This window comes from Yinghuangia seranimata (assembly GCF_029953285.1).
GTDB classification, from domain to species: domain Bacteria; phylum Actinomycetota; class Actinomycetes; order Streptomycetales; family Streptomycetaceae; genus Yinghuangia; species Yinghuangia seranimata.
The window spans coordinates 1-26,304 of record NZ_JASAOI010000040.1; the positions used below are offsets into that span (position 1 = coordinate 1).

The window sequence follows — 26,304 nt, forward strand, 5'->3', positions numbered from 1 at the left end:
CGGGGCGGCTGGTCGACTACTGGACGATGTTGCGCTCGCCCGATCCGGCGGACCACATCCTCGACTGAGCCGGCGTGGGGCGGCGCGGCTCGCGTGCCGCGCCGCCCCGGCCCTCGTCAGAGGATGCCCACATCCGTCTCTCCGGCGGTCGACTCGCGGACGACCAGATGTGTCTCAGGCTCGTAGCGCATCGGTGAGATCGGCCGGTCCTCCGCCTCGCGCAGGGCCAGCTCGGCCAGGAACCGGCCGGCCTGCACCGCGTCCATCCGCACGCTCGACAGTGACGGCACGAACAGCGCGGCCAGCGGGCTGTCGTCGTGTCCGATCACTGCCAGGTCGCCGGGGACGCGCAGCCCGGCCCGCACCGCGGCACCCACCACAGCCGCCGCGACGTCGTCGTTGTACGCGACGACTCCGGTGACGCCGGCGGCACGCCAGTCGCGCACCGCCTCCGCCGCCGACCCGTCCGCGTGGGCCACGGCTCGCACGTCGACCAGGTCGACGCCGCGGACACCGGCCTGCCGCTCCGCGGCGGAGGCCCGGGCCTGGACCAGGTCCCCGATCCGAGGGTCGGCCGCCGCCGCGAACGCGAGTCGGCGGTGCCCCAGGTCGCACAGATGGTCCACCTGCAACCGGGCCCCTTCGGCGACCCCGGGCGCCTCGTCGAGCGGGACCTGCACGTCCGGGCGCGGCACGATGCGGGTGATCCCGGCGGCCCGCATGGAGGCGACGTCGTCATCGTCGAATCGGGCCCACCCGATGACGACGTCGGGGTTCAGCGCTTCCCAGAGCGGCCGGGCGACGCGCGCGGCCGAGTGCGTCTGGGTCACGAGCGAATACCCGGCCTCGTCCAGTGCCCGGGACGCCTCCTCCAGGTACGTCCGCACGCTGAAGTCGGCGGGCCAGTCGGGCAGCATCAGCAGGACGATCCGGCTGCGGCCGCCGGCGAGCGCCGTGGCGGCCTTGTTGGGCCGGTAGCCCAGCCGGGCGGCCGCCTCCATGACCCGCGCGCGGGTGCCCTCGGAGATGGTCTGGCCCGGCGTGTTGTTCAGGACGAACCCGACCGTCGCGCGGGAGACGCCGACGGTCCTGGCGATGTCCGCCGCCGTGACCCGGCGCGGCGGTGCCGATTCGGGCACGGATCCCCCTTGCTCCTCAGGGCCGCTTGCGCGTGCTAGCTCGGCAGCATAACGTACCCGACATCGGCGACTAGCGCGCGCTAGCTACCACCTCGCGGCACCATCCATCCGGCGTCGAGGCGCAGCCCCGGCCCTCTCCTCGCGCCGCCACGAGGGGGACGCGCGGTCCACGCCGCCCCGCCCCCGAAAGGACTCCCCGGTGCCCGACGTCACCCCCGACTCCCTCAGCCTCGACGAGAAGGCCTCGCTGCTCACCGGGCGGGACTTCAGCACGACCAACCCCGTGGAAACCGCAGGCGTCCCGTCGATCGTGCTGGTCGACGGGCCGCACGGCGTCCGGCCGCCCGACGCCGCCGCAGACCATCTGGGCATCAACGCGAGCCTTCCGGCGACCTGCTTCCCCCCGGCCGTCGCCGTGGGCTCCAGCTGGGACCCCGACGTCGCGGCGCGCGTCGGTGCCGCCGTCGCCCACGAAGCACGGTCGTACGGAATCCACGTGGTGCTCGGACCTGGCGTCAACATCAAGCGCTCTCCCCTGTGCGGCCGCAACTTCGAGTACTACTCGGAGGACCCGCTGCTGTCCGGCGTGCTGGCCACCGCGCACGTGCAGGCGATGCAGAGCGAAAGCGTCGGCGCCTCCGTCAAGCACTTCGCGGCCAACAACCAAGAGCACGAGCGCATGCGCATCAGCGCGGATGTCGACGAGCGGGCCCTGCGGGAGATCTACCTGCCCGCCTTCGAGCGGGTGGTCACCGAAGCACAGCCGGCGACGGTGATGTGCTCCTACAACCGGATCAACGGCGTTCCCGCCTCGGAGAACCACTGGCTGCTGACCGAAGTCCTGCGCGAGGAATGGGGCTTCGACGGCCTGGTCGTCTCCGACTGGGGCGCGGTCGGCGACCGCGTCGCCGCCCTGGCCGCGGGCCTGGACCTCGCGATGCCGGCAGACGACGGCACGGGCACGGTGAAGATCGTCGAGGCCGTCCGCAGCGGAGAACTGGGCGAGGATGTCGTCGACCGCAGCGTGGCCCGGGTGCTCGCGCTGAGCGGCCTGGTCGCCGACGCGACCAACGGCCTCAAGGACAAGGAAGAGGAACACCACGCCCTGGCCCGCGAACTCGCCGCGGAGTGCGTGGTCCTGCTGCGGAACGAAGGCGGCGCGCTGCCCCTCTCGCCCGACGCCCGGATCGCGGTGATCGGCGAGTTCGCCGCCGCGCCGCGGTTCCAGGGCGGCGGCAGCTCGCACATCAACACGACGCGGACCACCGCCGCCGTGGACGCGATCCGCGCGCTCGCTGCCGACGAGGGGAACGCGGTCTCCTATGCCCGCGGATACGCCCTGGACGCGTCGGCGGACGCGCAGGCACTGCTCGCCGAGGCGGCCTCCGCAGCCCGTGCGGCCGACGTCGCGGTGGTCTTCGCGGGCCTCGACGAACGCGACGAGTCGGAGGGATATGACCGCGAGACGCTGGACCTGCCCGCGGCGCAGGTGGAGGTCATCCGCGCCGTAGCCGCCGCTGCCGCCCGTACCGTGGTGGTGCTCTCGAACGGCGGCGTCGTCTCCCTTGAGGGCTGGCACGACGAGGTCGACGCGATCGTCGAGGGCTGGCTGCTCGGGCAGGCCGGGGGCGGCGCGATCGCCGACGTCCTGTTCGGCGCGGCCAACCCGTCGGGGCACCTCGCCGAGACCATCCCGATGCGGCTCCAGGACAATCCGAGCTACCTGAACTTCCCCGGCGAGAACGGCCATGTCCGCTACGGCGAGGGCGTCATGGTCGGTTACCGCCACTACAACAGCGTCGAGTTGCCGGTCCGGTACCCGTTCGGCCACGGCCTGAGCTACACCACGTTCGAGACCCGCGAGGTCACCGCCACGCTCACCGGCGACGACACCGCGACGGCGTCGGTCACTGTGGCCAACACCGGCAGCCGCGCGGGCAAGCACGTCGTCCAGGTGTACGTCGCGACCACCGCCGGACCTGTGCGCAGGCCCACCCGGGAGCTGCGCGCCTTCACCAAGGTCGCCTTGGCGCCGGGCGAGTCCCGCACGGTGGAACTCGCGCTGGACCGGCGGGCGTTCGCCTACTACGACATCGTCCAGGGCGGCTGGACGGTCGCCGGCGGCGACTACCGCATCCAGGTCGGCCGGAACGCGGTGGACATCGCGGCGGAGACGTCGCTGACCCTCGCGGGCGACGCGATCGTCCGACCGCTGTCGCTGGACTCCACAGTGAACGACTGGTTCAGCCACCCTGTCGTCGGCCCCGAGCTCATGGGCCGACTCGCCCAGGGCATGCCCGAGCAGAGCCCCGAGGAGGCTGAGGAAAACGCGCGCATGATGCGCATGGTCGACTCGATGCCCATGCGCCAGTTCGTCGGCTTCATCGCTCACATCGTCACCACGGAGCATCTCGAGGCACTCATCGGCCTGTCTCACGAGGGCTGACGCTCCCAGCCCGATGCCCGACGGTCCCGCGAAGGCGAGGGGCCGCCGGGCATCGGGCTTTTCCGCACCGCCGGGCAGTGCCGCCTCTAGAAAATGTGTATTGCTTACGTTAAATATGTCGTCACCTCGTGGTCGCGACCCACGGCACCGCCGTCGAGGCGTCCCCTCCGGCTGCTTCGACCCCGTCATCAGGAGACACGCGTGGCATCGAGACCGACCGCACACCCGCCGACCCACCGACGCTCCCCCGGCCGCCTCGCGGCCGTGGCGGGCCTGCTCACCCTGGCCCTGGCCGCCAGCGCGTGCGGAGGAGACGGCAGCGGCAAAGCAGGCGGCGGCAACACCGCCCCCGCCAAATCGGGCGGCACGCTGACCATGCTGGCCGTCCAGGACTCCGCGTCGCTCGACCCCTTCCGGGTGTCCAACGTCGCGCTGGCGGACGAGCCGCGTATGGCCGCGCTGTACGACCCGCTGTTCGTCATCGACCCGAAGACCAGGAGCGTCACGCCGCACCTGGGCGAGTCGCTGACCACCGCCGACAACGGCGCCACCTGGACGATGAAGCTGCGTCCCGGAGTCGTGTTCAGCGACGGGACCCCGTTCGACGCCGCGGCGGTCAAGCTCAACTACGACACACACGCCAACCCCGCGACGCGTTCGGTGCACATCGCCGTCGCCATCGGCATGAAGACCGAGGTCGTGGACGGCCTCACCCTCAAGCTGACCCCGCTGGGCGCCCCGAACCCCAACCTGGACCGCGCGATCGCCTCCGAACTGACCTACATCATGGCGCCGTCGGCGATCGCCAAGGGGCCTGACACGTACGGCGCCGAACCGATCGGCGCGGGCCCGTTCGTCCTCAAGGCCTGGACGCGCGCTTCCGAACAGGACTTCGACCGGAACCCCACCTACTGGCAGAAGGACAAGGGCCTGCCCAAGCTGGACCGGCTCGTCATCAAGAACGTGCCCGACATCAAGCAGCAGTTCAACACGGTCAAGGCCGGCCAGGCCGACCTTTTCCTCAGCTCCGACGGACGCGTCCTCGACCAGGCCCGCAAGGACCTGAACCTCGCCGAGTTCAAGACCGACGGCGGGCAGATCGTGCAGTTCAACCTGCGCAAGCCGCCGTTCGACGACCTGCGCGCCCGCAAGGCACTCACCCTGGCGCTGGACCCGGCGGACATCCCGAAGACCCTCAACAACGGGTACGTGCCCGCCAAGAGCGTCTTCACCGCCGCGGGGCCGTTCGCCGACCCGGCGGTCGTCCAGCCGGCGCAGAACAAGGCCGAGGCGCAGCGCCTGCTCGACGAACTCGCCGCCGAGGGCAAGAAGGTCGACTTCGCCTACCTGGTGCCGCAGAACCCGTCGTCCATCGCGGTCGCGGAATTCATGCAGAGCCGCCTCAAGGAGTTCCAGAACATCTCGATGCGTATCGAGCCGCTGGAGATCGGCCAGTACATCGTCAAGTACGCCGTGCAACGCGACTACCAGGCCACCCTGACCCAGATCTGGGCCGTGGACCCGGAGCCGATGCTGTACAGCTACTGGCAGTCGCAGAGCCTGTTCAACCTGAGCGGCTGGAACAACCCGCAGGCCGACGCCGCCCTCGCCGCCGGGCGGGCGAGCACCGACCCGGCGGTCCGCAAGCAGGCCTACGCGGAGCTGCAGAAGGCGATCGTCGCGGACGTCCCGCTGTGGGCGTACGCCGAATCCGACACCGGCGTCGTGTACGGCTCGAAGGTGACGGGCATCGAGCACTACAACGCCGGCGTGTTCTTCATGGACCGGCTCGGCCTCAAGGCGTAGCGCGGGCCCGCGGCTTCCTCGGCGACGGCCGCGCCCCTCCGACGGAGGGGCGCGGCCTCAGCTGTGCCGGGCGGCACCGCTAGCGGCGGAAACCGACCCGGTCGAACAGGAGCACGCCGTCGCCGAGGACCTCGACGCCCGTCACCCGCGGCCCGAACACCACGTCGTTCACCGCCTCTTGGTAGACCCAGAACGGCAGGTCCTTGTTGAGCTGCACCTGGGCCCGCAGATAGGCGTCGTAGCGCTGATCGGTCTGCGTGGTCAGGCGGGCCGCGTTCATCGCCTCGGTGACGACGGGGTTCGTGTAGCCGGTCAGGTTGGCGGGACTGCCCGGACGCAGGAAGTCGAACAGGTTCGGCTCGGGGTCGTTCATCCACAACGCCGACAGCGCCATGTCGAAGTCGCCGGCGATCAGCCGTCGGGTCAGCGTCGCCACGTCGACGCTCTCGGCGCGCATCGTGACGCCCGGGAATCGCTGGACCTGCTGCTGCATGTACAGCGTCTCCTCCTCGAGCGTTCCGGGCGTGCTCCCCGTCGTCATGAACGAAAAGACGAAGGGCCGCGTCCCCCCGGAGGTCAACCGGTCGAACGCCGCGCGCGCCTTCTCCGGGTCGTTCTCGCGCGGCGCGAGCTGGATGTTCGCCAGTGGGGACGTGGAGTCGAAGATCCCGTGGGCCGGCGTGCCGGCGCCCTGGTGGAACCGGTCGTTGATCTCGTTCGCGCTCATGCTGTCCACCACCGCCTGGCGGGCGGCGGGGTCGTTGAACGGGGCCTTGCGGGTGTTGAACACCACCATGAGCCCACCGTTGAGGTTGAGGCTGACCAGTCCGAGACCCGCCTTCTTGGCCGCCTTCTCGACGGCGGGGTCCGTGACCTCACCGAGGTCGGCGTCGCCCGCGTCGATCGCGTCCGGGACGGTCCGCCCGGGGAGCTGGACCTGTGCGTCGATCTCGTCGAGGTAGGGCCGCCCGGGCTGCCAGTACCGGGGGTTCCGCCGCAGGGTCAGGCTCTTGCCGGGGTCGCGTCCCGCGAGGACGAAGGGACCGGCGCCGACCGGGTGGGTGCGCAGCGCGGTCAGGTCGCCGAGTGCTCGCGGCGAGGCGATGTAGTTCAGACCGCTGGCGACGGCACGATCGAAGTTCGCGTTCGGGGAAGGTAGTTCGATGACGAGGTGCAGTGCGTCGGAGACGGTGAGCTTGAGGCCGACCGCACCGGCGGCGTAGGCCGATCCTGTCTTCGGGTCGGCGTGCAGCTCCCAGTTCGCCTTGACGGCCGCGGCGTCGAACGGCGCGCCGTCCGAGAACTCCACGCCCGGCCGCAGGGTCAGTGTCCACACGCGCGCCGTGTTGTCCGGCGTGAGGCTCTCGGCGAGATGCGGGCGCACAGCGCCGGTGGTGGGGTCGGACCAGACCAACGGGTCGTAGATCGCCGAGAGCAGGTTGCCCCAGGCGACGGCGAAGTTCGAAGCGGTGAACGGATCGAGCGCCGGAGGGTCGGCGATCAGCGCGAGACGCAGCGCACCGCCGGACGTCGGTGTGCCGAAGGCGTTCGGGGTGCCGGTGTCTCCGGACCCGCAGGCCGCGACCGAGACCAGCACGGCCGCCGACACCAGGGCCCTGCCGCGCGGGAGCCTCCTGCGGCCCGCGCGGGTGACGCCGTTCAGGTGTCGCGTACCAAAGCGTGAGAACACGTGACTGAGACCATTCGATACGGCGGCGACACGCGCGTGCCGCCGCTCCGGGCGCGGCCGGAACGGCCGAGCTGTGGCTGTCGTGGGCGAGCCGCGGCGCGGATGAAACCTGTTCCACTACGGTTTTCTCGTGCCGAACACCGAACCCGCCGCCAAGGCGCCCGGACCCCGCCGCCGCTATCCCAAGGGCGAGGCCCGGCGCGCGCAGATCCTGCGCACCGCGCTGGAGGTGTTCGCGGTCGAGGGCGACCGCAAAGCGTCGCTACGCCAGATCGCCGACCGTGTGGGTCTGACCGCGACCGGGCTGACGCATTACTTCGGGACGCGCGAAGAACTGTTCCTCGCCGTGATCGACGAGCGGGACCGTGAGTCCACGGAGGCCGCCGAAGGGGTGTCCGACTCTCTGGAGGCGGTCGTCCGCACCGTCGAGCACAACATGGGGGTCCCCGGCCTGGTGCGGCTGTACGTGGCGATGACCGCCGCGGCCGCGGATCCGGGGCATCGGGCCGGCCCGTACTTCGCCCGCCGCTACGCGGGCCTGCACGAGGCGCTGAGCCGCGGCCTCGAGGCGATGCAGGCGGACGGCCGGGCTCGCGCCGACATCGGCGCGGACGAGCTTTCACGGCTGGTCATCGCTGCGATAGACGGCCTCCAGATGCAGTGGCTGGTCGACCCGAGCGTGGACATGCTCCGGGTCGTGGACGGGCTGGTCACGATGATCACGAGCCCCGGCTCAGGCTGACGCCGGCACCACAAGGCGGCACCGATGTGCCACACGCCTGACTGGAACGATTCATTCCGCGGCTCGGACGCGCAGCTTAGATGCAAAAGCAGAAGAGCGCCAGGTTTCTTCGCCAGGCCGCCAATCGAGGGGACCACGCCTTGCCCAAGGCAGGATTTTCGCCTACCGTCACGCCAATCGAAACGTTTCAATCTCGTTTCCTGACACTCGCACGACGACCGCACGCGCCGCATCGCCCGATGCCGAGGAGCACTACATGACGGAATCGCCCACGCCGACGCTCGCCGTCGCCCCCGTGACGTTCGAGCACACGGGCGAGGCCCTGGGCATCGGCCTGCCGCGGCCCCGGCTGTCCTGGGTCTCCGACACAGGCACACCGGACTGGCGGCAGCACGCCTACGAGCTCCAGCTCATCGCCGCCGACGGCACGCCCGGAGAGTCGGTCGTCCAGCGATCGGACGCGTCGGTTCTGGTGCCGTGGCCGTTCGCGGACCTCGTCTCCCGTCAGCGGGTCGGCGTGCGCGTGCGGGTCGCCGGGGCGGACGCGCACCAAGCCTGGTCACCGTGGAGCGACACTGCCTGGGCCGAGGCCGGCCTGCTCGAAGAAGCCGACTGGAGCGCGCGGTTCGTCACGCCGGACTGGACCGAGGACACCTCGCGCGACAACCCGTGCCCGGTCCTGAAGCGCCGCTTCGATGTCGACGGCCCGGTGCGATCCGCTCGCCTCTACGCCACGGCACTCGGCCTTTACGAGGCCGAGCTCAACGGCGTGCGGGTAGGCGACACCGTACTGGCGCCGGGATGGACCCCGTACGGCCAGCGCCTGCGCTACCAGACCTACGACGTCACTGATCTGCTGCGCACTGGCCCGAACGAGCTGACCGTCACCCTCGCCGACGGCTGGTACCGCGGCCGACTCGGCTTCGAGGGCAAGCGCGCGCTGTACGGCGAACGGCTCGCCCTGCTCGCCCAGCTGGAGATCACCCACGAGGACGGCACCGTCGTGGTCGTCGTCACCGGCGAGGACGGCAGCTGGCAGGCCGCGCACGGCCCCGTCCGCCGCGCGAGCCTGTACGACGGCGAGACCTACGACGCGCGGGTCAGCCCGGACTCCTGGCGGGGCGTCCGGGCTGAGGCGTACGACCTGGCCCGGCTGTCCGCCCCGGTGGGCCCGCCGGTCCGCCCCACCGAAGAGCTCGCGCCGGTAGTGGTGACCACCTCCCCGTCCGGCAAGACCATCGTCGACTTCGGCCAGAACCTCGTGGGGTGGCTGGGGGTGACCGTCGACGGCGAGGCCGGCCAGGAGCTCGTGCTGCGCCACGCCGAGGTGCTCCAGGACGGCGAGCTGGCCACCGAACCGTTGCGCACCGCCGAGGCCACCGACCGGTACATCCTGCGCGGCGGAGGCGCGGAGACCTGGGAGCCGCGCTTCACCTTCCACGGCTTCCGTTACGCCGAAATCACCGGCTGGCCGGGCGACTTCGACCCGGCCCACGTGCGTGCCGTCGTGGTCCACTCGGACATGGCCCGCACAGGCCGGTTCACCTGCTCGGACGACCTGGTCAACCGCCTCCACGAAAACGCCGTGTGGAGCATGCGCGGCAACTTCGTCGACGTGCCCACGGACTGCCCGCAGCGCGACGAGCGCCTGGGGTGGACCGGCGACATCCAGGCCTTCGCCCCCACCGCCTGCCAGTTGTACGACAGCGCCGGGTTCCTCGCGTCGTGGCTCGCCGACCTCGCCGTGGAGCAGGGCGCGGACGGCACCGTCCCGTTCATCGTCCCCAAAGCCGCGGCGTCCGGCTCGGACCTGCCCACCGCGGCGTGGGGCGACGCGGCCACGATCGTGCCGTGGACGCTCTACCTCCGGTACGGCGACGCGGGCGTGCTCGACGCCCAGTTCGACAGCATGCGCGCCTGGGTCGACAAGGTCGCGGAGCTGGCCGGGCCGGACCTGCTGTGGAACTCCGGCTTCCAGTTCGGCGACTGGCTCGACCCGACCGCACCCCCGGAGCAGCCGCAGGCCGGCAAGACCCCGCCGGACGTCGTCGCCACCGCGTACTTCGCGCGCTCGGCTCAGATCGTCGCCGACGCCGCGGAAATCCTCGGCAGGGAGAAGGAGGCGGCGCACTACGCCGACCTGGCCGCCCGGGTCCGTGCCGCGTTCCAGGCCGAGTACACGACCGCCAACGGGCGGGTGATCCCCGACGCGCAGACCGCCTACGCGCTCGCCCTGCAGTTCGGTCTGCTCCCCCGCGAGGAACAGCGCGTCCGCGCCGCCGATCGGCTCGCCGCCCTGCTCCGCGAGAACGGCTACCGCATCGGCACCGGGTTCGTGGGCACGCCGCTGATGTGCGACGCGCTGGCGGACCACGGGCACCTGGACGCCGCGTACCGCCTGCTGCTCCAGCAGGAATGCCCGTCCTGGCTCTACACCGTCGTCCAGGGCGGCACGACCATCTGGGAGCGCTGGGACAGCCTGCGTCCCGACGGGACCCTCAACTCCAGCGGCATGACCTCGTTCAACCACTACGCCCTCGGCGCGGTCGTCGACTGGCTCTACCGCACCGTCGCGGGCCTGGACGCGGCCGAACCCGGTTACCGACGCCTCCGGATCGCCCCGCGGCCCGGTGGCGGCCTCACCCACGCGAGCGCCGAACTGCGCACCCCCTATGGACCCGCGTCGGTGGCGTGGCGCCGCGACGGGGACTCTGTGACCGTCGAAGCCGACGTTCCGCCGAACACCACGGCCGACGTCCAACTCCCCGACGGCCAGCCGATGGTCACCGTGGGATCCGGGCAGCACACCTGGACGGTCGCCCTGCCCGAATACGCCGCTCGAGCGCCGCTCACCGTGGACACCCCGATGTCCGAAATGCTCGACCACCCGCAAGCCATGGAGATCCTGCGCGAGACCCTGACCCGCCACTGGCCGGAGGCTGCTGCCCACATGGACACCGAGTCCACCGGCGGCGCCGGGTACGCCGAGGTCAGCCCCCGACAACTCGCCGGGTTCTTCGCCGAAGGCGACGCCTGGCTCGCGGAACTCGAACAGCGGCTGGCCGAGATCTGAGCGAGGCAACCCAACCGGACCCGGTACAGGACCGGGAGCCGGCGCGCTGTGTGCGCCGCGCTCCCGGCCCATATCCCCCACCGGAGCACAGCACGCCACAGGCAAGCCGACTGTCGAAGGAGGACCGCTGGACCCCCGATACCGCCACATCGCGGCGCTGGGCAGTTCGTTCGCGGCAGGCCCGGGCATCGAGCCGACCGCCAACAAGGCGGCAGCGCGTTCCGCAGGGAACTACCCGCGCCTGCTCGCCCGGCGGTTGGGCGCACGGCTGACAGACCTCACAGTGTCCGGAGCCACTACGGCGACGGTCCCCGAGGACGCCGATCTCGTCACCATCACGGTCGGCGGCAACGATCTGAACTACGCAAGCGCCATGTTCGCCGCCGGCTTCGCCGGGCGTCTGTCCACCCGCCGCTGGACGAGGCCGTTGCGCGCGGTGCTGCCCACGGCAACCGTGCCCGAACCCACGGAGGAGGACCTCGACCGAGCTGCGGCGGCCCTCGTCCGCGTCGTCATCGGGGCCCGGGATCGCGCTCCTGGAGCCCGCGTCCTTCTCGTCGACTACCTCACGGTTCTCGGGCCGGACACCCGCCCCGGCCCGAATGTGCCCCTGCCCCAGGAGTCCCTCGCGAAGCTGCGCGCCCTCGGGCACCAGGTCGACCGTCTCTTCGCCCTCGCCGCCGAACGCACGGCAGCGGAGCTGGTTCCGATCAGCTCGCTCAGCCGGGACCACACGCTGGGGTCGTCCGAACCGTGGGTCACAGGCTTCCCTCCCCGGCTCCGCGATCTCCGAAGGATCGCGCCGTTCCACCCGAACGCCCATGGCATGCACGCTGTCGCCGACGCCATCGTGCGGCACCTGGACACGCCCCGCAGCGCACCTGGCCAGCTGTAAGTCCCCCGGAGCCTGCTCGCTCCCGGCTGGCGGAGTCGAGCGCTACGAAGTCACCTATTTCGACAAGCCACGTGCGCGCACCGACGCCTCTGGCGCCCGGTACACCTTCGACTACGACACCGAACTGCGCCTGTCCTCGGTTCGCGCGCCGGACGGCAGCACCTGGACGTACACGTACGACGCGGTCGGGCGCCTGATCGGCGAGTGCGACTTCAACGGCCGTGCTCAGCACTACGTCCTGGACGCCGCGGGACAGCTTGCCTCCCGGTTCGACGCGGCCGGCGGCCGACTCGACTTCGAGCGCGACCCCATAGGCCGCCTCATCCGCGAAACCGACGTGTCGACCGGGCAGTCCACGATGTTCACCTACGACGTCTCGGGGCGGCTCACGGCCGCCTCCAACCCGGACGCCGAGCTGGCCTTCGAACACGATGCACGCGGTCGAGTCACCGCCGAGATCGTCAACGGCCGCCGCGTTGACACGCGTTACGACGCCGCGGGCCGCCGCGTGCGCCGGGAGAACCCGTCCGGCCATATCAGCACCTGGGACTACGACGCCTGCGGCCGGGTACGCGAACTCGTCGGATCCGGACACGCGGTCCGATTCGGATACGACGCGCTGGGACGAGAGACATCCCGGAAGTTCGGCGACGGCGTGGTACTCGCGCAGGAATGGGACACGGCGGGGCGGCTGAGCGCACAGATACTGCGCCGCGACGCACCGATGGACCCGGTCACCGCCGCTTTGAGCCCAGAGGCCGGCGCGCGGGAACTCCACCGCCGCACCTTCACCTACCGGGAGGACGGTATCCCGGTCGTGGTCGACGACTCCGAACTCGGGCGCGCGACTTTCGCCCTCGATCCGGTGGGCCGGGTCACGGGAGTGGACGGCCGGTCATGGCGTGAACGCTACGCGTACGACGCGCTCGGCAACCTCACGCACGCCGAAGCCACCGGTGACGGCGCCGAACTCGACGAGTCGCTCAGTGGCGCACGGCAGTTCCGCGGCACTCTGCCGCGCCGCGCCGGCCGCACCGTCTATGAGCACGACGCCCAAGGGCGCTTGGTGCGTCGGTCCTCCAAGACACTGTCCGGGAAGACCCGGACCTGGACGTTCACCTGGAGCGCGAGCGATCGGCTGACCTCGGCGGTCGACGACCGCGGACGGGTCTGGACCTACCAGTACGACCCGTTGGGACGCCGGATCGCCAAGCAGTGCCACACACCCGACGGCGAGGCGCTGGACCGCATCGACTTCGTGTGGGACGGGGTCCACCTCATCGAGCAGATCACAGCGGACGGCAGGGCGCTGAGCTGGGACCACCGCCCGGGCACCTGGGACGTGGTCGGACAGACACGGACGGCACGCATCGATGCGGACGGTGAACAGGGCCGCATCGACCGCGAGTTCCACGCCATCGTCAGCGACCTCACCGGCGCGCCCACGCGCATGCTGGACTCGGACGGGGCAAGCGTCTGGCGTCGCGGGCCGGGCCTGTGGGGCGGCGGTCAGTCCGGACCTCCGCTCGGCTTCCCCGGACAGTACCGGGATGCCGAGACGGGCCTGTTCGACAATCTGCACCGCCCCTACGACCCGGCGTCGGCGCCTACGTCGCACCCGACCCGTTCGGACTGTGGGCCGCCCCCAATCACCACGCCTACGTCGCCAACCCCATGGTGTGGGTCGACCCTCTCGGGCTGGCCGCGTCAAACTACGCACTCGGCGACAAGGGCAACCCGTACCCCACCCGTCAACAGGCGATGGACGCTGCCTACGACATGGCGGGCGTGCGGCCCGGAGCAACGCCCGACGCGGAATGGCAGGTCGTGGGAGACATCACCAAGAAGAACACGCCCGGCTACTTCTACTCGTCCAAGCCCGAACACTGGGGAACGTTCCAGCAATTCGAAACGCCGAACGGCTCACGGGTCGTCGTCGAGCACACCGACGACCCGGCCGGCCCGCACTTCCACGCGGGTCAGCCCAAAAATGACGCTACCCGGCAGGGGGTCAACTTCGGATGGGACAACTCGCAAGCGGCATTTAATGGCTCATATCCAGACGGTACTACCCACGAGGCACCCTTTGAGAGGTATGGCAAGATCGACAAACCGTGGGGCGGCGACCACCACCTCTTCTATGACTAGGGGCTGATCATGACCGACATGTCGCTTCTGGCGGCGGCCGGCCTCACCGTGATCGGCCCCGCCGAGGACGGCACGCTGCCGACGGCGGAAGTGGCGTGGCGGTTGCTCACCGGAATCTCGGTGGAACCGACCTTGGTGGTACCCGACGACGGGCCCGACCGCGACACCGTGGTCGACGCCGCGTGGCTGCGGCTGGCACGAGAGGCGGAACTGCTCGATGAGCACGGCGAGTTCCTACTCGCGGTGCCGGGTGCCGGGGCCTCCGGCTGGGCACACGTTCGGTGGACCCCGGCCGCGCGGCTGGCCGAAAACCTGACGAGAACGAGCGGGCTGCACAGGTACCCGGAGTTCCTCGCCATGTCCCTCGACAGCCGGGTCGTGTGCGGCGCGACCGACGAGGAGGACGGGATCTGGATCGTCCGCGCGCAGGTGCCTCCCCAGTGGACCCGTCCGCAAGAACCGCATCCGGACGCGATCGCCATGGCCGGCATGACGCTCCGCGAGCGTGTGGAGTTCCTGCGTCGCCGATCCGGGCAGACCGAGTGATCACACCGGGTTCAGAGGTGGAGCCGGTTGCCTCCGGCCGCCTCGGAGACGGCGGTAGTGATACCTGTGGGTGCCGAGAACTTCATCCGCGCAGGTAGGAGCCTCTGCAGCGGCTGCGCTCGGATGATCCGGCCGACCTGGATCACGGGCATCGTCACGGCTGCGGCAACATCATCCGTGCTGCTTCGACTCACCTACCTCGCCGTCACGAACGCGTTCGCCGCGCTGCGGCTGCTGCCGATGAGCGCCCGCGACAAGGACGCCGAAATCCTCGCCCTCCACCATCAGCTCACCGTCCTCGAACGCCGGCTCGGAGAGCGGCGGGTACGGTTCACCCCGGCTGACCGGGCATGGCTCGCCGCGCCGCTGCACCCGGAGCCGCGCGACGCACTCCGCGGGATGCGCCTGACCGTCCACCCCGACACGGTGCTCCGCTGGCACCGTGACCTTGTGCGCCGCCGGCACGCGGCGGCGTCCCGCACCAAGCGGCCCGGACGCCCGCCCACCGTCCTGACCGCAGTGCGCACGCCCCGCACGAACGGGGGGATGGAGCACTGGGTCCGCACCCGCCGCCACGAACTCCTCGACCGCACACTGATCTGGAACCAGCGTCATCTACTCCACGCGCTGCGCGAGTTCGAACGGCACTACAACGGGCACCGACCGCACCGGGCACTCCACCAGGCGGCGCCGCTGCAGCCAGCCCCCGAACCGATCACCGACCCCGACGAACTCCAGCGGTTGCGAGACTTACTTACGTTCCCGGCGCCACTCGACCGAATGCGCCGACACCGAGTCCTCGGAGGGCCACTCAACGAGTATCAGTCAGCTGCATAAGACCGCAGGTCCAGCCCGGTGCCGAGTTTTCGACCAGGACAGGGAGACATGCCGCCCGGTCAGGTAGCGGGCCCTGCGGTCGGCATGCTCAAGCCTGTAGGGCTGTGGTTAGTGGCACCAGTCGGCGCAGGGCACGACGTCGAAGCCTCGGCTGGGAAACACGGTGTCCATGAAGAAGTCGTGCATCGCCGCGTCGCCGTCGGCGCAACCGTCGCGCAGCACGGTCACCTGGTAGCCGCGGTCCGCAGCGTCGTATGCCGTCGCGGTGACCATGGCGCTGGTGGCGACTCCGGCGATCGCGAGCGAGTCGACGCGGCGTGCTCGAAGCACGAAGTCGAGGTCCGTGCCGGCGAAGGCGCTGGCGCGGCGCTTCATGACGACGACGTCCTCGGCGGCGACGGGCAGGGCTATCTCGGTGGCGGGCGATCCGGCGTGGAACGTGTCCCCGGCTTCGTAGAAGGACCTCAGGAGTGCGCTGTCCGGCGGCAGGTCGGCCCCGTTGGGCCGGAAGCCGAATTGGACGAACACGACGAGCGCGCCGGCGGCGCGGGCACGCGGGAGCAGCTCGGTGAGCTGCGGCATGACGCCTTGGGCGAACGGGTAGTTGCTGGTGATGCCTTGCTGGACGTCGCCGATGATCAGTGCCGTGGTCATGCGGGGCCCCTTCGGTTCTTCTGTTGATCATCTCGACTCTAACCTCGCGGCCCGGTGTGCAGGCGGTTCCGCCGCTCCCGCGCGTCGGCGGCCTGCTCCAGGGGGACGACCGCACAGACGCGGGTGGGCAGTTCGTCGGCGGTGTGGATATCCGCAGGTGAACCGGGTGTGTGGGAGTACTACTTCGCCGCCCACCCTCACGAGGCCGTCAACCGACGCCGTGGCACCCCCGGAGACGCGTCCACTCCCTCGAGGAGGAAGAGTCGCGCGGAGGCACATGCGTCGCGGGGTCCCTCATGCTGCCATCCGGATCCCCTCACGGGGGCGTGGACCCGGACAGAGTGCGGGTGGCGATCTTGTTGGACCGCTTCATTGTTGGGCCAGTCGGTGCTCGGTGAGGCTGGCACGCATGACGACTTCCTTGGACGACCTGGCGGACAAGGCACTGCGCGGCGAGACCCCCTCCCGCGAGGAGGCGCTGGCCGTGCTCGCCGGCCCGGACGAACTCCTCGACGTGGTGGCCGCCGGGGCCCGGGTACGGCGGCACTTCTTCGGCCGGCGGGTGAAGCTCAACACGATCATCAACATGAAGAGCGGGCTGTGCCCGGAGGACTGCTCCTACTGTTCGCAGCGCCTCGGCTCGTCGGCCGAGATCCTCAAGTACTCGTGGATCACCCCGGAGGAGGCCGCCGAGACCGCCGGTCAGGCGGTGCGGGCGGGCGCCAAGCGGGTGTGCCTGGTGGCCAGCGGACGCGGCCCGGGCGACCGGGACATCACCCGGATCGAGGACACCATCGCGGCCGTGAAGGCGGACAGCCCGGACGTCGAGGTCTGTGTGTGCCTGGGCCTGCTGGCCGACGGCCAGGCGGAGCGACTGGCGGCGGCGGGGGCGCACGCGTACAGCCACAACCTCAATACCAGCGAGGCCCGCTATTCGGAGATCTGCTCGACGCACACGTTCGCCGACCGCACGGACACCCTCCGCCGGGCCGGCCACGCAGGCCTCTCCCCTTGCTCCGGGGCGATCCTCGGAATGGGGGAGAGCGACGACGACATCGTCGATCTGGCCTTCGCGCTCAAGGAGTTGGATCCGGACTCGGTGCCGGTCAACTTCCTCATCCCGTTCAAGGGCACACCGCTCGCGGACAACTGGGAGCTGACGCCGGAGCGTTGCCTGCGGATCCTGGCGTTGTTCCGCTTCGTGTTCCCCGACGTCGAGGTGCGGCTGGCCGGCGGACGGGAGATCCACCTGCGCGGCCTGCAGTCGCTCGCGCTGCACCTGGCCAACTCGATGTTCCTCGGCGACTACCTGACCAGCGAGGGCCAACCGGGCGCGGACGACCGGCAGATGATCGCCGACGCGGGCTTCGTGATCGAGGGCGCCGACGAGCGGACGCTGCCGGACGCCCGCCACGACCTGGTCGCGATCCGGCGCCGGGGTGCGGGCAGCGACCTGCCGGCCAACGCATGAGGGCCGCCGAGCTGCTCGACCTGAACCGCGAGCACGTGTGGCATCCGTACGCGCCGATGCCCGGGACGTCCCGGCCGCGACTCGTCGAGTCGGCTCCGGTGCACGTCTTCGCCCGGCCGAACCCGTCGACGGTGTCAGGGAGTTGATCGACGGGATGTCGTCGTGGTGGGCGGCGGTGCACGGCTACGCGCACCCGGTGATCGACGCGGCCGTCCGCGACCAGATGGGGCGGATGAGCCACGTCATGTTCGGCGGGCCGACCCACGAGCCGGCGATCCGGCTCGCGAACACGCTGCTGGAGATGGCATCGCCCGCCACTTGATCCCGTTGTCGACCGGGAAGCGCACCGCGCCACTTGGCATCGGTCGTGTCCGACGGGTACACGCGTGCCCGGATCGGCCGCCGTCCGCGTTCCCGTGCATGTTCGCGAGGCAGTCACGCTCACGGTTGGACTCGCCCGCCGCGACCGCGTACCACCGTGGCAACAGGGCCTCCGAAAATGCGGTGTTGGCCTGCGAGCTGCGCCGGAGCAGCGGCCCCTCCAGCACCGCGAACAGGTCCGCTTGCAGTTTGGGCCTGGCCTCGGTCCGCAACGCAGCCAGTTTCACAGTCCCGGCGCCGGCCGTCATCTCGCATGTGCCACGCCAGTGACCTTCACTCGGATCGCCCGTCGGCACGCTGTCGTAGCTGTGAGGGAGGATCCCGGCAGCTATCGAACGCTACGGCGGCGACCACCCGCCGATGACCCACTGTCGAAAGGGAGAAGCGTGTTTCTCGAATCGCCCGCCGTGAACTGGGATGCCGTGCCGGTTGAGGAGGCGCTGGAGCAGTACGACATGGCCGAAGCGAGCAACCGCGACAGCTGGGATGTCGACGAGTATTTCGGTGAGGAACCCGAGCATTTCTACGTCCACCGCGGCGACCTGACGATCGACGGTGCACTGGCACTGGGCAACGCGCCCGGCGAGGACGAGGACACGGTCTACGTCATCGACGGCGACCTGACCGTCAACGGTCCCATCACCTTTTGCAACGCGGACGTCTACACGACGCTCTACGTAACCGGCTCGGTCGTGGCACAGGATCTGGTGTGTCTCTGGGACAGTTTGCTGTTCGTCGACCGGTCTTTGACCGTCCGGAACCTTCTCGCGACGTCGCTGTACGACCCGGCCGCCCTCGTCGTCAAGGGGCCGGTGTCTGCCCATACCTGGCTTGAGATGGGCGGCCGGGGCTGTATCTACTTCGCCGACAAACCCGCGACCGACACCTGTATTCGCGGGCACCTGAACGAGTACGCCGAGGGAGCCAATGCCGATGTCTACCTCGACGGGGAAGCCAAGGTCGCCGGCGTGGCGGAGGCGGTCCTCCCTGAGTTCCTCTACGAGGACAGATTCTGCAAAAACCTGGAGATCCTGGAGGCGGTGCATGAGGGCAGGCCCGTCCTGCGGTAGGCACCCGCCCGGGCGCGCTGTTGTGTTCGGTTCGGGGTTCCCGCGAGCGCGTGGACCCCGAACCGACGAAGCCGACGGCACCGTCGGCTTTGTCCGCCGCCGCCACGCGGCCGCCTCCCGCCCGAAACGACCCGGACGCCCACCGACGGTCCGCTCCGTCCGCGTCCTCGTGACGAGATCCTCGCCGACACCGGCATCCGCACCGTCTTGACCGCCGTGCACACCCCTCGCATGAACGCGGTCATGGAGCGCTGGGTCCGCACCTGCCGCCACGAACTCCTCGACCGAACGTTGCTCCGGGACGAGCAACACCCGCGCCACACCCTCCGCGAGTTCAAGCAGCACCACAACACCCACCGACCCCACGAGGCATTGCGGCAGGCAGCGCCCCTGCGCCCAGCACCCGAACCAATCACCGACCCCGAACGAATCACCCGCCTGGACATACGCCGACACGACCGACTCGGCGGAGTCATCCACGAGTACCGGCACGCCGCTTGACCTGGCCGGATGACATATTCGGCAGGCGCAATCAGCTGCCTACCCGCGGAAGTGAAAGGAGACCGCGGGCCACGGCGAGGCCGTACGCGCTGAGGGTGTACGCGTCGGTGACGACGCCGTCGACCAGCAGGTCCCGGAACTCCGCGGCGGCGAGCAGGCGGAAGCCGGAGATGCCCTCCTCGCGGGCCTCGACCTCGGGGTGGACCGGGAGTGCCGCGGCATCAATCCGCGCGAGGTAGAGCTCGTCGTGGCCGGCACGCATGCCGCTGTCCGCCGACATCGCGCCCAGGTAGACCAGCTCGTCGGCCTCGCAGCCGAGCTCCTCGCGCAGTTCACGGCCGGCCGTGGTCCTGCCGTCCTCGCCGAACGCACCGAAGCCGCGGGGGATTTCCCACCGCCAATCCCGTTCGGCGTGGCGGAAGTGGCGCAGCAGAACGATCCGGCCGTCGGTCAGCACCGGAAGGACGGCTGCCCCGACGGCACCGGGGTCGGACACCAAGCGGATGTAGGTGCCGGTGCGCCCGGAGGGGAACCGCACGGCGTCCCGCACCAGGCGGAAGTACGGATCGTGGTAGACCACGCCGATGTCGCCGCCTTCTTCCGGAAAGCCGAAAGCGACTAGTGCCTCGGAGGTCTCGTGGGACACGCGGGCCTGGTCCTCCGGGTCCGGCAGGATCTCGATCTCCGCGCCGGCCGGGTTGGCGAACATCTCGGGGCGCGCGTCGCGGAGGACCTCATAGGCAGCGAGACGGGCTGCCTTGCGTCGGGCGCGGGCGGCGTCGTCGACATCCGCGATCTCGTCGGTCGGGTCGGATGCGTTCATGGCGTTCCCCTCGCGAGCGGCAGGTGTTCCGTTTCACAGGTACAACGCGAGCGGCAGGCGGTTGATGCGGCTGGTGACGTCGGCTCGGTCGCGCATCACCTGCTGGTAGTGCGCGTGCAGCGTTTCGACGATGTCGAAGGAACCGGCCCCGTCCGGGCCGACGCACTGACGGCTGCCGCTCAAGAGCGCGCGTCCGGTCTGCACCATCGCCGCGTCCGAGACATACCACAGCGGTACAGCGACGGCTCCCGCGCCTGCGGCAATCAGCGAGCGCATGAACCCGCCCACGTCGCCACCCGGCGAGCCGATCCCCTGACCCGCGACGCAGGCTCCGAAGATGGCCAGTTTGTTCCGTGGCAACCGAAATCGCAGGGCCAGGTCGAACTGCGTGAGGACATCGGTCTTGCCGACCCTCAGCAGGGGTTCGTGGACATCGCGGGAGCGCAGGTAGTAGCCGTGCCCGGCGTACACGAAGAACGCCGGTTCCCTGGCGGACAACCGCGCGATGCCGTCCCACCCGAGCTCCCACTGGTCCCGGATCCGCGCGGGATCCGGATCCCGCTCGCCGCCCGCGGGCGTCGCCCGGCCTTGGCGCACCTTGCCGGTCACGGCGACGTTCTCCGCCGACCAACCGTTCGCCAGGATCTCCTGTCCGGTCGCCTTCGCGTCGGTCACCAGCAGCGCGCCCAGGACGTCGTCTTTCTCGACGAGCTGGCGCTTGAGCAGGTGGCGTTGGCGCCCGATGAACATCCCGACGCTCACCGAGTGGGACAACGGGACCCGCGCCGCGAGCGGCTCGTTCCGCCCCGGCTCGAGCGCCACGTGGAGGGGGATCGCGAAAACGTGGTCGGTGGGGATCAGGGTTAGGTGGGACAGATCGGCACCTCGGCCGGCCGCCGCCCATACCGGCTCTACGAGGAGGTTCCAGATCGCCCTGCACGTGTCCTCGCCGGGGGCTCGGCGGCTCTTGTCCGCGAGATCCGCCGAGACACGCTCCACCAGGTCCGTGACTTCCGCGTAGGGCAGCGGCTCGAGCAGCCTCAGTCGGCCGTCCCGACACAGCAGGGTGCCGATACAGGCGCGCTGATCGGACGGGTCGGCGTACCGGAAGTACCGGGCCACGCAGGAACCGGGGTTGTTCAGTGTGTACTGGACAAGCCGGTGGGCGATGTCCTCGTCGTGGTCGATGGCGGGGATCGGGTGATCCACGAAGTACGCCTCGTAGTCGCTCTCCCGCGCTGAGAGCTCCTCTCGGATCTGCTGCTCCCGGTCCTCAGGGATCGACTCCATGGGGCCACGTCGGTCGCCGAAGTCGCTCCTGACTGCCATGCCGGCCTCCGGCTCGGCCTCGATCTCGCTCCCGGCCACGGTCTCCGCCGTTTCGTCGCCGACCGCCGGGAACACGTTCGACTCGGCGGGTGGCGGAAGCGGCGCCATGTGAGACGACCCCAGAAGATCGAGGAGCTCGCGTCCAGACGACTCCTCGACGAGCGAGAGCAGCGCCAGCAGGTTCGTCCGGGAGGTGTCCCCGGAAGCGGCGCGCTCGCCGATGGCCGCCAGGAACGCCGGGCGAACGTGCTGGGCATACATACGTTTGTAGAGCGGCAGGGCGATGGCTGTCCGAGCAGTCCGTGCCAACTCGAGGCGGATGCGGCCCACGTCTGCAGGACGGTCCTCCTCGGGGAGTTCGCGTGCCACCTTTGTGTAGGCGTCGACCGTGTACGCGTAGAAATCGATGTCCATGCAGCTCTGTCGGCCGGATCCGAGGGTGTCCTGGCCGATCTCGTCCAACAACCGCGACAGTTGCCCCAAACCTTCGGTGCCGCGGATGATCGTCGCGAGCCGCTGGCGCGCGATCCGCTTGCCCCGTACCCAGGGCGAATCCACCAGCGCCTCAAAGTGGGCCCGGGCGTTCGGACGATCGCGTTGGGCACGGTTCGTCATGGACTGGGCGATCCGATACTCGTCGCCAAGAGCCTTCGAGATCCGCAGGGACCGCTCGGTCGTCTCCAGCGACTCGGTATCGTGCCCGGCTTGACCCCAGGCTGTCGCCAGGTTGTGCAGGACGTTGGAGTAGCCGCGGAGAAACTCCCGATGGCGCGCGGAAGCCGGGAACGACTCGGCCACGAGGGGCGCGTCGACATCGATGCCGTTGGCGCGCCCGAGAGCGGCGGTTCGGGCACTGAGCGCTTGGTACGGCTCTATGAACAGCGCGGCGTCGTTGCGGTCGGCCGGCCGGGCCATCTGGTTGCGCTCCTCGTACCGTGCCCGCTCGTGGTTGCTCAGCAGGTCGGGCAGCACCCACCACAGGTCGGCAGCCTCGGCAAGCTCCACGGCGGTACCGAAGGACAGCCGAGCCTCGGTGTGGTTTCCGATGCGGTACTTGATGCGGCCCGCGCCGTCGAACCACCGGGACGCCACGTACCAGCGGAACGTCTCCTCGGGCGCCGCGCGGGGGCCGGCGGGCAGGGCCGCGAGCCGTTCGGCGTCCCGGCGCGATGCTTCGACCAGCCTTAGGCCGGTGAGCAGTTGGTAGTCCACGTCCGCCTGGACGATCTCGCACCAGTGGGCCCCGACCCGTAGCGCCAGGTCATGGGCCGTCGCGGAGGGCGCTGCTCGGTACGCTCCGGCCAACCGGAGCAGGCCCACCGCCTGCGCCTGGCGCATGGGCACGTCGAAGTCGGCGTCGAACCGGGTGACGATGTCCTGCGCGTCCACCATGGCGATGAACGTTTCGACCGCCTGGCCGGCGTCGCCTGCGCCGGGGAAGGTGTTCCGTCGTCCGTTCCCGTCCATGGCGTTCTCCTGTCCATGGTGCTTTCGGCAGTTGGAGAGATGTCGGGGTTCTTCGGTCACGGACCGCCGCCCGTGGTTGTAAGGCCTCGAGGCCGTGGGCGCAGCCGACGGTCGATGAGGCATCCGAGCAGCGCCCCGGCCGCTGTGCAGGGCGCGGTCAGCGCGGCGGGAACCGCCGCACCGGGGTCGTGCGGGCCCGCGGCTGCCGCCGTGAGCCAGGCGACGGCGGCACCGAGGACCCCCGCCGCGCACGAGTCGAGCCACGGGTAGGCGGCGGACGCCGCGGTGCCCGCGGCGGAGCGCAGGATCCACAGCGGCAGGACCAGGGCAATCGCGGCGAGGAACAGGATGAGCGGCGCTTGGAGCGGACCCGGGACCGGAACGCGGTAACCGAACGCCTGTATGGCCGTGAGGGCGGTGACCAAAGCGCCGAGCACCGAGGTCTGGACGATCCTCAAACGGTTGCGGTGGTCGGCCAACGCGCGCCCGGCGATCGCGGCCGCCATGGTCCGCGCCCCCTCTACGCGTTCGCGGGTCGCCTCCATGTGGATCCCGTCCGTCTCGAGCCGGTCGAGTAACAGCGCCACCCCTTCCAGCTCGGCCGCAGGCCAGGCGACACCCGGGCCGTGGCGATGCAGGGTCGGCTCGTACAGGCGCATGTCGGCCGCGCACGTCACGACGGTTCGGCTCAGCTCGCGCCGACGCGTGGTCATCCACATGAGCCCGTGCTCGCCGAACTGCATGCGGTCGAGGATCATCGCCGCGTTGCGCGCACGCTCCAGCGGGACCGGGCCTGCGGCTGTGTCGATCTCGTGGAGGAGTTCGGCCGCCTCCCGTTCGCAGCGCTCGGCCCAGGACCGGTAGGTCGGCACGGAGCGTGCGTACAGACGCCGTTCGTAGCGCAGCTTTGCGACCTGCAGGAGGTAGCGGGCGAGTGGACGGAGTCCGTGCTGGTCGGGGAGTGTCCACAGCCACGCGTTCAGCGTGCGCGTCTCCTGGACCGGCGCCAGGATGTACAGGTCGGTGACGGACACGACGTCGCCGTCCTGGGGCGGCGTCCAAACGCGGAAGTCCTCGGCGCTGACGTCGCAACCGGTCGACCACTCGCCGTCGGCTGGGCTGGACGCATGCTGCCGCACCGCGTCGGACTGGTCGGCCCAGCCCGCCGATTCGGGGCCGAACAGGGCTTGGTAAAGCCGGAATTCGTGCAAAGTCTCGCCGCGTTCCGGGGCCGGGCCTTCGGCGGTCAGCGCCTGCTCCCATTCATCACGGAGCCGCGGCCACTGAGCCAGGCCGGTGCCGTCGTCCGGCGGAGCCAGCAATATCACCACGCCGACGAAATCGTGCTCCACAAACACGAACCCGGACCCGAAACCACGTGACGCGGGCGCCGTCGCGGCCGACAGGATCATGAAACCGGTATCGTGTTCAGGGACTTCGGGGAACACCCCGCAAGGCCCGGGCAGCCCCCGAATCGTCTCGGTCATCCCCCAGCGCTGGGCCCCTGCCCACACCGCGGCCAGGTAGCGGGTATCCGAGGCGTCGGCACCAGTCGGTTTGGGGGCAAAACAGGCCAGCAGCAGCGCTGGTTTGACAAACGCCGGCATGTGCTAAGCCCGGTGCCGACTGGCAGGTCGAGGCCGGAGCATCCGCTCAACCCCGGCCTGGCGCGCCGTCGCCGGTACCGCCCGGCTGTGCAGGGCGGTCTTGCGGCGTCAGCTGCCGAATGAGCCGATCCGCCCGCTCTCGGAGCTCGTTAGGCAAACGCGTCAACTGCGGCCCGAGCTGCGCCCAGTCGCCGTCATCGCGCAGTGCCTGATCCGCGAGCCGCTGCAGTTCGGATACCGCAATATCGACCGCTACGGGGTCCCGGTCGATGACCGCGCCCTCAAGCGACTTCAGCGCGGCATCCGCGGCCGCCCAGTCGCCCTCGGCCAGTTCGAGATCGAACAGCTCCTCGACGCTACGTGAAACCCGCCCTGTGTCGATGATGTCCACACGAACCCCCTCCGTGTCCGCGCCGGGCCGCCCCACCCCCTGGGACACCGACGCGCCGACGTCACTCCGCAACCAAATCGTAGCCCTGCGCAATACCCCGCGCGGGTGAATTCCCCTTCCGGCCCACCGCCAGGGGTCGACGGCCCTCCCCATCCGGCGGGACACTCCTTGCAATGGCCGTTCTCTTGGGGAGAGTTCGGCGCCGGCGGGGGGACGTGCCGTGCACGGAGCAACCATTGCCGCGGTCGTCTTCGCTCTTATCGTGGGCGGATACCTCGCCGAAGCCCTTCGCAGTGCCATGGACTTCGCACTCGGCTGCGTCGAAATGATCGTCATCGCGATGTTCGTGCTCGGCGGCGTACTACTCCTCCTCCAGTACGTCGGTGTGCCCGTCTTTCACTGAACGCTGCGGCTCAGGAGGGGAGGTCCCAGAGGCTCGCTGAGCCGATGGAGCAGGCAGCGAGCTTCCACACCACCCGGCCCGGGAGTGCACGGCATGTGCGGCTACTCGGCCGCCCGAGCGGCGCTGCGGCGCGAGTTCGGCATCACTTCCGCTCCCGGCCTCGCGCCCGCCGCGCTGCCGCGCGGCGGGTAGCCGGACTGCGTCGCGGACGCTGTGTGCGTATGAGCTTAGGGAGGATGAAGAGTGCTGCACCGGTCCCGGCAGACGGCCTCGACGCCGGTGCCGTACGTCCCGCCCTCGCGGAACGCGAACTCGTCGATGCCCCGCACGTCACTGGTAGGCGGATCGGGGAGCGAACGGACTTCACGATGGATCTGACTCTGAGAACACGTTCTACACTGGCGGGCCGCACACGCTTCACAACGCGCGTCAACTCGGGGGTTTTCATGGCACGTTTGCGTTCCGCGGCGGTCTCCGCCGCCGTCACCGTCCTTCTACTCAGTGGGTGCAGCGAGTCGGACGCCTCGGATCCCCAGAAGGGGACCCAGTTGCCAAGCCTGCCTGGTGGGGTCGACGACCCAATCCCCTTGCCTGCCAAGAACGGCGCCACCTTGGAGAACTACAACAAGGTCACCACGGGCATGACGGAGGATCAGATGCTGGCGATCATGGGCCGGGACAACTGCGCTGTGATCTCGTCCGGCGACTTCGGCCCCGGATACCAGGGCGCGGGATGGCTGTGCAGCGGCGGGAACGGGCACGCGCAGTTCATCATCGACAACCAGAAGGTGGCGAGCAAGATGCAGATCGGTCTGCGATAGGCCAGCCAGCTTTGGCGACTTGCCCACAGCGGCGAGTTCGCGCCACTGGTCGACTCGATGCTCC

General features: G+C 70.1%; 21 protein-coding genes and 1 pseudogene. 14 read left to right on the forward strand and 8 right to left on the reverse strand.

Going from position 1 to position 26,304, the window contains the following annotated elements:
- Nucleotides 1–116: 116 nt before the first annotated feature.
- Nucleotides 117–1,139 carry a LacI family DNA-binding transcriptional regulator gene (locus tag QI554_RS25060; protein WP_281472564.1) on the reverse strand — a complete coding sequence of 341 codons (1,023 nt, stop codon included), beginning with the start codon at nucleotides 1,137–1,139 and terminating at the stop codon, nucleotides 117–119.
- A gap of 199 nt (nucleotides 1,140–1,338) precedes the next feature.
- Between QI554_RS25060 and QI554_RS25065 the strand changes: the two genes are divergently transcribed.
- Nucleotides 1,339–3,585: a glycoside hydrolase family 3 C-terminal domain-containing protein gene (locus tag QI554_RS25065; RefSeq protein ID WP_281472565.1), complete on the forward strand. Its 2,247-nt coding sequence runs from the start codon at nucleotides 1,339–1,341 to the stop codon at nucleotides 3,583–3,585.
- 201 nt (nucleotides 3,586–3,786) lie between these two features.
- On the forward strand, nucleotides 3,787–5,391 hold the full coding sequence (locus QI554_RS25070; protein ID WP_281472567.1) for an ABC transporter substrate-binding protein: 1,605 nt from the start codon (nucleotides 3,787–3,789) through the stop codon (nucleotides 5,389–5,391).
- Nucleotides 5,392–5,470: 79 nt separating this feature from the next.
- Here the strand turns inward: QI554_RS25070 and QI554_RS25075 are convergent, their stop codons facing one another.
- Nucleotides 5,471–7,081, reverse strand: a complete 1,611-nt coding sequence (locus QI554_RS25075; protein WP_281472568.1) for an ABC transporter substrate-binding protein — start codon at nucleotides 7,079–7,081, stop codon at nucleotides 5,471–5,473.
- 130 nt (nucleotides 7,082–7,211) lie between these two features.
- Here QI554_RS25075 and QI554_RS25080 point away from each other — a divergent pair, with 130 nt between their 5' ends.
- The 3 genes from QI554_RS25080 to QI554_RS25090 all read left to right on the forward strand — a co-directional run bounded on the left by QI554_RS25080 (nucleotide 7,212) and on the right by QI554_RS25090 (nucleotide 11,791).
- Nucleotides 7,212–7,823: a TetR/AcrR family transcriptional regulator gene (locus tag QI554_RS25080; RefSeq protein WP_281472570.1), complete on the forward strand. Its 612-nt coding sequence runs from the start codon at nucleotides 7,212–7,214 to the stop codon at nucleotides 7,821–7,823.
- A 256-nt stretch (nucleotides 7,824–8,079) separates the two neighbouring features.
- Nucleotides 8,080–10,896, forward strand: coding sequence for an alpha-L-rhamnosidase (locus QI554_RS25085; RefSeq protein WP_281472571.1), 2,817 nt, complete (start codon nucleotides 8,080–8,082; stop codon nucleotides 10,894–10,896).
- A gap of 187 nt (nucleotides 10,897–11,083) precedes the next feature.
- A complete protein-coding gene (locus tag QI554_RS25090) occupies nucleotides 11,084–11,791 on the forward strand; it encodes an SGNH/GDSL hydrolase family protein (protein ID WP_281472738.1) in 708 nt (235 codons plus the stop codon).
- Between the two features lie 895 nt (nucleotides 11,792–12,686).
- Here QI554_RS25090 and QI554_RS43590 read toward each other — a convergent pair.
- A complete protein-coding gene (locus tag QI554_RS43590; RefSeq protein ID WP_425528045.1) occupies nucleotides 12,687–12,848 on the reverse strand; it encodes a hypothetical protein in 162 nt (53 codons plus the stop codon).
- 722 nt (nucleotides 12,849–13,570) lie between these two features.
- Between QI554_RS43590 and QI554_RS43595 the strand changes: the two genes are divergently transcribed.
- From QI554_RS43595 to QI554_RS25105, 3 genes are all read left to right on the forward strand, one after another.
- On the forward strand, nucleotides 13,571–13,939 hold the full coding sequence (locus QI554_RS43595; protein WP_425528049.1) for an HNH/endonuclease VII fold putative polymorphic toxin: 369 nt from the start codon (nucleotides 13,571–13,573) through the stop codon (nucleotides 13,937–13,939).
- A gap of 9 nt (nucleotides 13,940–13,948) precedes the next feature.
- Nucleotides 13,949–14,485 carry a hypothetical protein gene (locus tag QI554_RS25100; RefSeq protein ID WP_281472575.1) on the forward strand — a complete coding sequence of 179 codons (537 nt, stop codon included), beginning with the start codon at nucleotides 13,949–13,951 and terminating at the stop codon, nucleotides 14,483–14,485.
- A gap of 177 nt (nucleotides 14,486–14,662) precedes the next feature.
- Nucleotides 14,663–15,322, forward strand: coding sequence for an integrase core domain-containing protein (locus tag QI554_RS25105; RefSeq protein ID WP_281472740.1), 660 nt, complete (start codon nucleotides 14,663–14,665; stop codon nucleotides 15,320–15,322).
- Between the two features lie 108 nt (nucleotides 15,323–15,430).
- Here QI554_RS25105 and QI554_RS25110 read toward each other — a convergent pair whose 3' ends face one another.
- Nucleotides 15,431–15,976, reverse strand: a complete 546-nt coding sequence (locus QI554_RS25110) for a cysteine hydrolase family protein (RefSeq protein WP_281472576.1) — start codon at nucleotides 15,974–15,976, stop codon at nucleotides 15,431–15,433.
- Nucleotides 15,977–16,385: 409 nt separating this feature from the next.
- Here QI554_RS25110 and bioB point away from each other — a divergent pair, with 409 nt between their 5' ends.
- From bioB to QI554_RS25130, 4 genes and pseudogenes are all read left to right on the forward strand, one after another.
- Nucleotides 16,386–17,447: a biotin synthase BioB gene (gene bioB / locus QI554_RS25115; RefSeq protein WP_281472578.1), complete on the forward strand. Its 1,062-nt coding sequence runs from the start codon at nucleotides 16,386–16,388 to the stop codon at nucleotides 17,445–17,447.
- A pseudogene (locus QI554_RS25120) lies at nucleotides 17,444–17,754 on the forward strand (aminotransferase class III-fold pyridoxal phosphate-dependent enzyme); the annotation flags it as partial. The gene bioB and the pseudogene QI554_RS25120, both read left to right, overlap by 4 nt.
- A 460-nt stretch (nucleotides 17,755–18,214) precedes the next feature.
- Nucleotides 18,215–18,898 (forward strand): hypothetical protein, encoded by a 684-nt coding sequence (locus QI554_RS25125; RefSeq protein WP_281472580.1) that lies wholly within the window; start codon nucleotides 18,215–18,217, stop codon nucleotides 18,896–18,898.
- Nucleotides 18,899–19,093: 195 nt separating this feature from the next.
- On the forward strand, nucleotides 19,094–19,399 hold the full coding sequence (locus QI554_RS25130; RefSeq protein WP_281472741.1) for an integrase core domain-containing protein: 306 nt from the start codon (nucleotides 19,094–19,096) through the stop codon (nucleotides 19,397–19,399).
- A 31-nt stretch (nucleotides 19,400–19,430) separates the two neighbouring features.
- Here the strand turns inward: QI554_RS25130 and QI554_RS25135 are convergent, their stop codons facing one another.
- Genes QI554_RS25135 through QI554_RS25150 form a run of 4 tightly spaced genes read right to left on the reverse strand, consistent with a single transcriptional unit; the run spans nucleotide 19,431 to nucleotide 25,016 of the window.
- Nucleotides 19,431–20,222, reverse strand: a complete 792-nt coding sequence (locus tag QI554_RS25135) for an NUDIX hydrolase (protein ID WP_281472582.1) — start codon at nucleotides 20,220–20,222, stop codon at nucleotides 19,431–19,433.
- 33 nt (nucleotides 20,223–20,255) lie between these two features.
- On the reverse strand, nucleotides 20,256–23,018 hold the full coding sequence (locus QI554_RS25140; RefSeq protein WP_281472584.1) for a CHAT domain-containing protein: 2,763 nt from the start codon (nucleotides 23,016–23,018) through the stop codon (nucleotides 20,256–20,258).
- Between the two features lie 56 nt (nucleotides 23,019–23,074).
- Entirely contained in the window at nucleotides 23,075–24,625 is a 1,551-nt protein-coding gene (locus QI554_RS25145) for a CATRA conflict system CASPASE/TPR repeat-associated protein (protein ID WP_281472586.1), read from the reverse strand.
- A 46-nt stretch (nucleotides 24,626–24,671) separates the two neighbouring features.
- Complete coding sequence (locus QI554_RS25150) at nucleotides 24,672–25,016, reverse strand: CATRA system-associated protein (protein WP_281472588.1); 345 nt, start codon at nucleotides 25,014–25,016, stop codon at nucleotides 24,672–24,674.
- Nucleotides 25,017–25,278: 262 nt separating this feature from the next.
- Here QI554_RS25150 and QI554_RS25155 point away from each other — a divergent pair, with 262 nt between their 5' ends.
- The gene (locus tag QI554_RS25155) at nucleotides 25,279–25,419 is read left to right on the forward strand and encodes a hypothetical protein (protein WP_281472590.1); all 141 of its coding nucleotides are present in this window, start codon (nucleotides 25,279–25,281) and stop codon (nucleotides 25,417–25,419) included.
- Nucleotides 25,420–26,006: 587 nt separating this feature from the next.
- On the forward strand, nucleotides 26,007–26,240 hold the full coding sequence (locus tag QI554_RS25160; protein ID WP_281472591.1) for a hypothetical protein: 234 nt from the start codon (nucleotides 26,007–26,009) through the stop codon (nucleotides 26,238–26,240).
- Nucleotides 26,241–26,304 lie beyond the last annotated feature (64 nt).

What these genes read in the sequence shown, in the direction of transcription:
- QI554_RS25085 (WP_281472571.1), top strand. Translation starts at nt 8,080, where the DNA reads ATGACGGAATCGCCCACGCCGACGCTCGCCGTCGCCCCCGTGACGTTC.
- QI554_RS43595 (WP_425528049.1), top strand. Translation starts at nt 13,571, where the DNA reads ATGGCGGGCGTGCGGCCCGGAGCAACGCCCGACGCGGAATGGCAGGTC.
- QI554_RS25100 (WP_281472575.1), top strand. Translation starts at nt 13,949, where the DNA reads ATGACCGACATGTCGCTTCTGGCGGCGGCCGGCCTCACCGTGATCGGC.
- QI554_RS25110 (WP_281472576.1), bottom strand. Translation starts at nt 15,976, where the DNA reads ATGACCACGGCACTGATCATCGGCGACGTCCAGCAAGGCATCACCAGC.
- bioB (WP_281472578.1), top strand. Translation starts at nt 16,386, where the DNA reads ATGACGACTTCCTTGGACGACCTGGCGGACAAGGCACTGCGCGGCGAG.
- QI554_RS25135 (WP_281472582.1), bottom strand. Translation starts at nt 20,222, where the DNA reads ATGAACGCATCCGACCCGACCGACGAGATCGCGGATGTCGACGACGCC.
- QI554_RS25140 (WP_281472584.1), bottom strand. Translation starts at nt 23,018, where the DNA reads ATGGACGGGAACGGACGACGGAACACCTTCCCCGGCGCAGGCGACGCC.
- QI554_RS25145 (WP_281472586.1), bottom strand. Translation starts at nt 24,625, where the DNA reads ATGCCGGCGTTTGTCAAACCAGCGCTGCTGCTGGCCTGTTTTGCCCCC.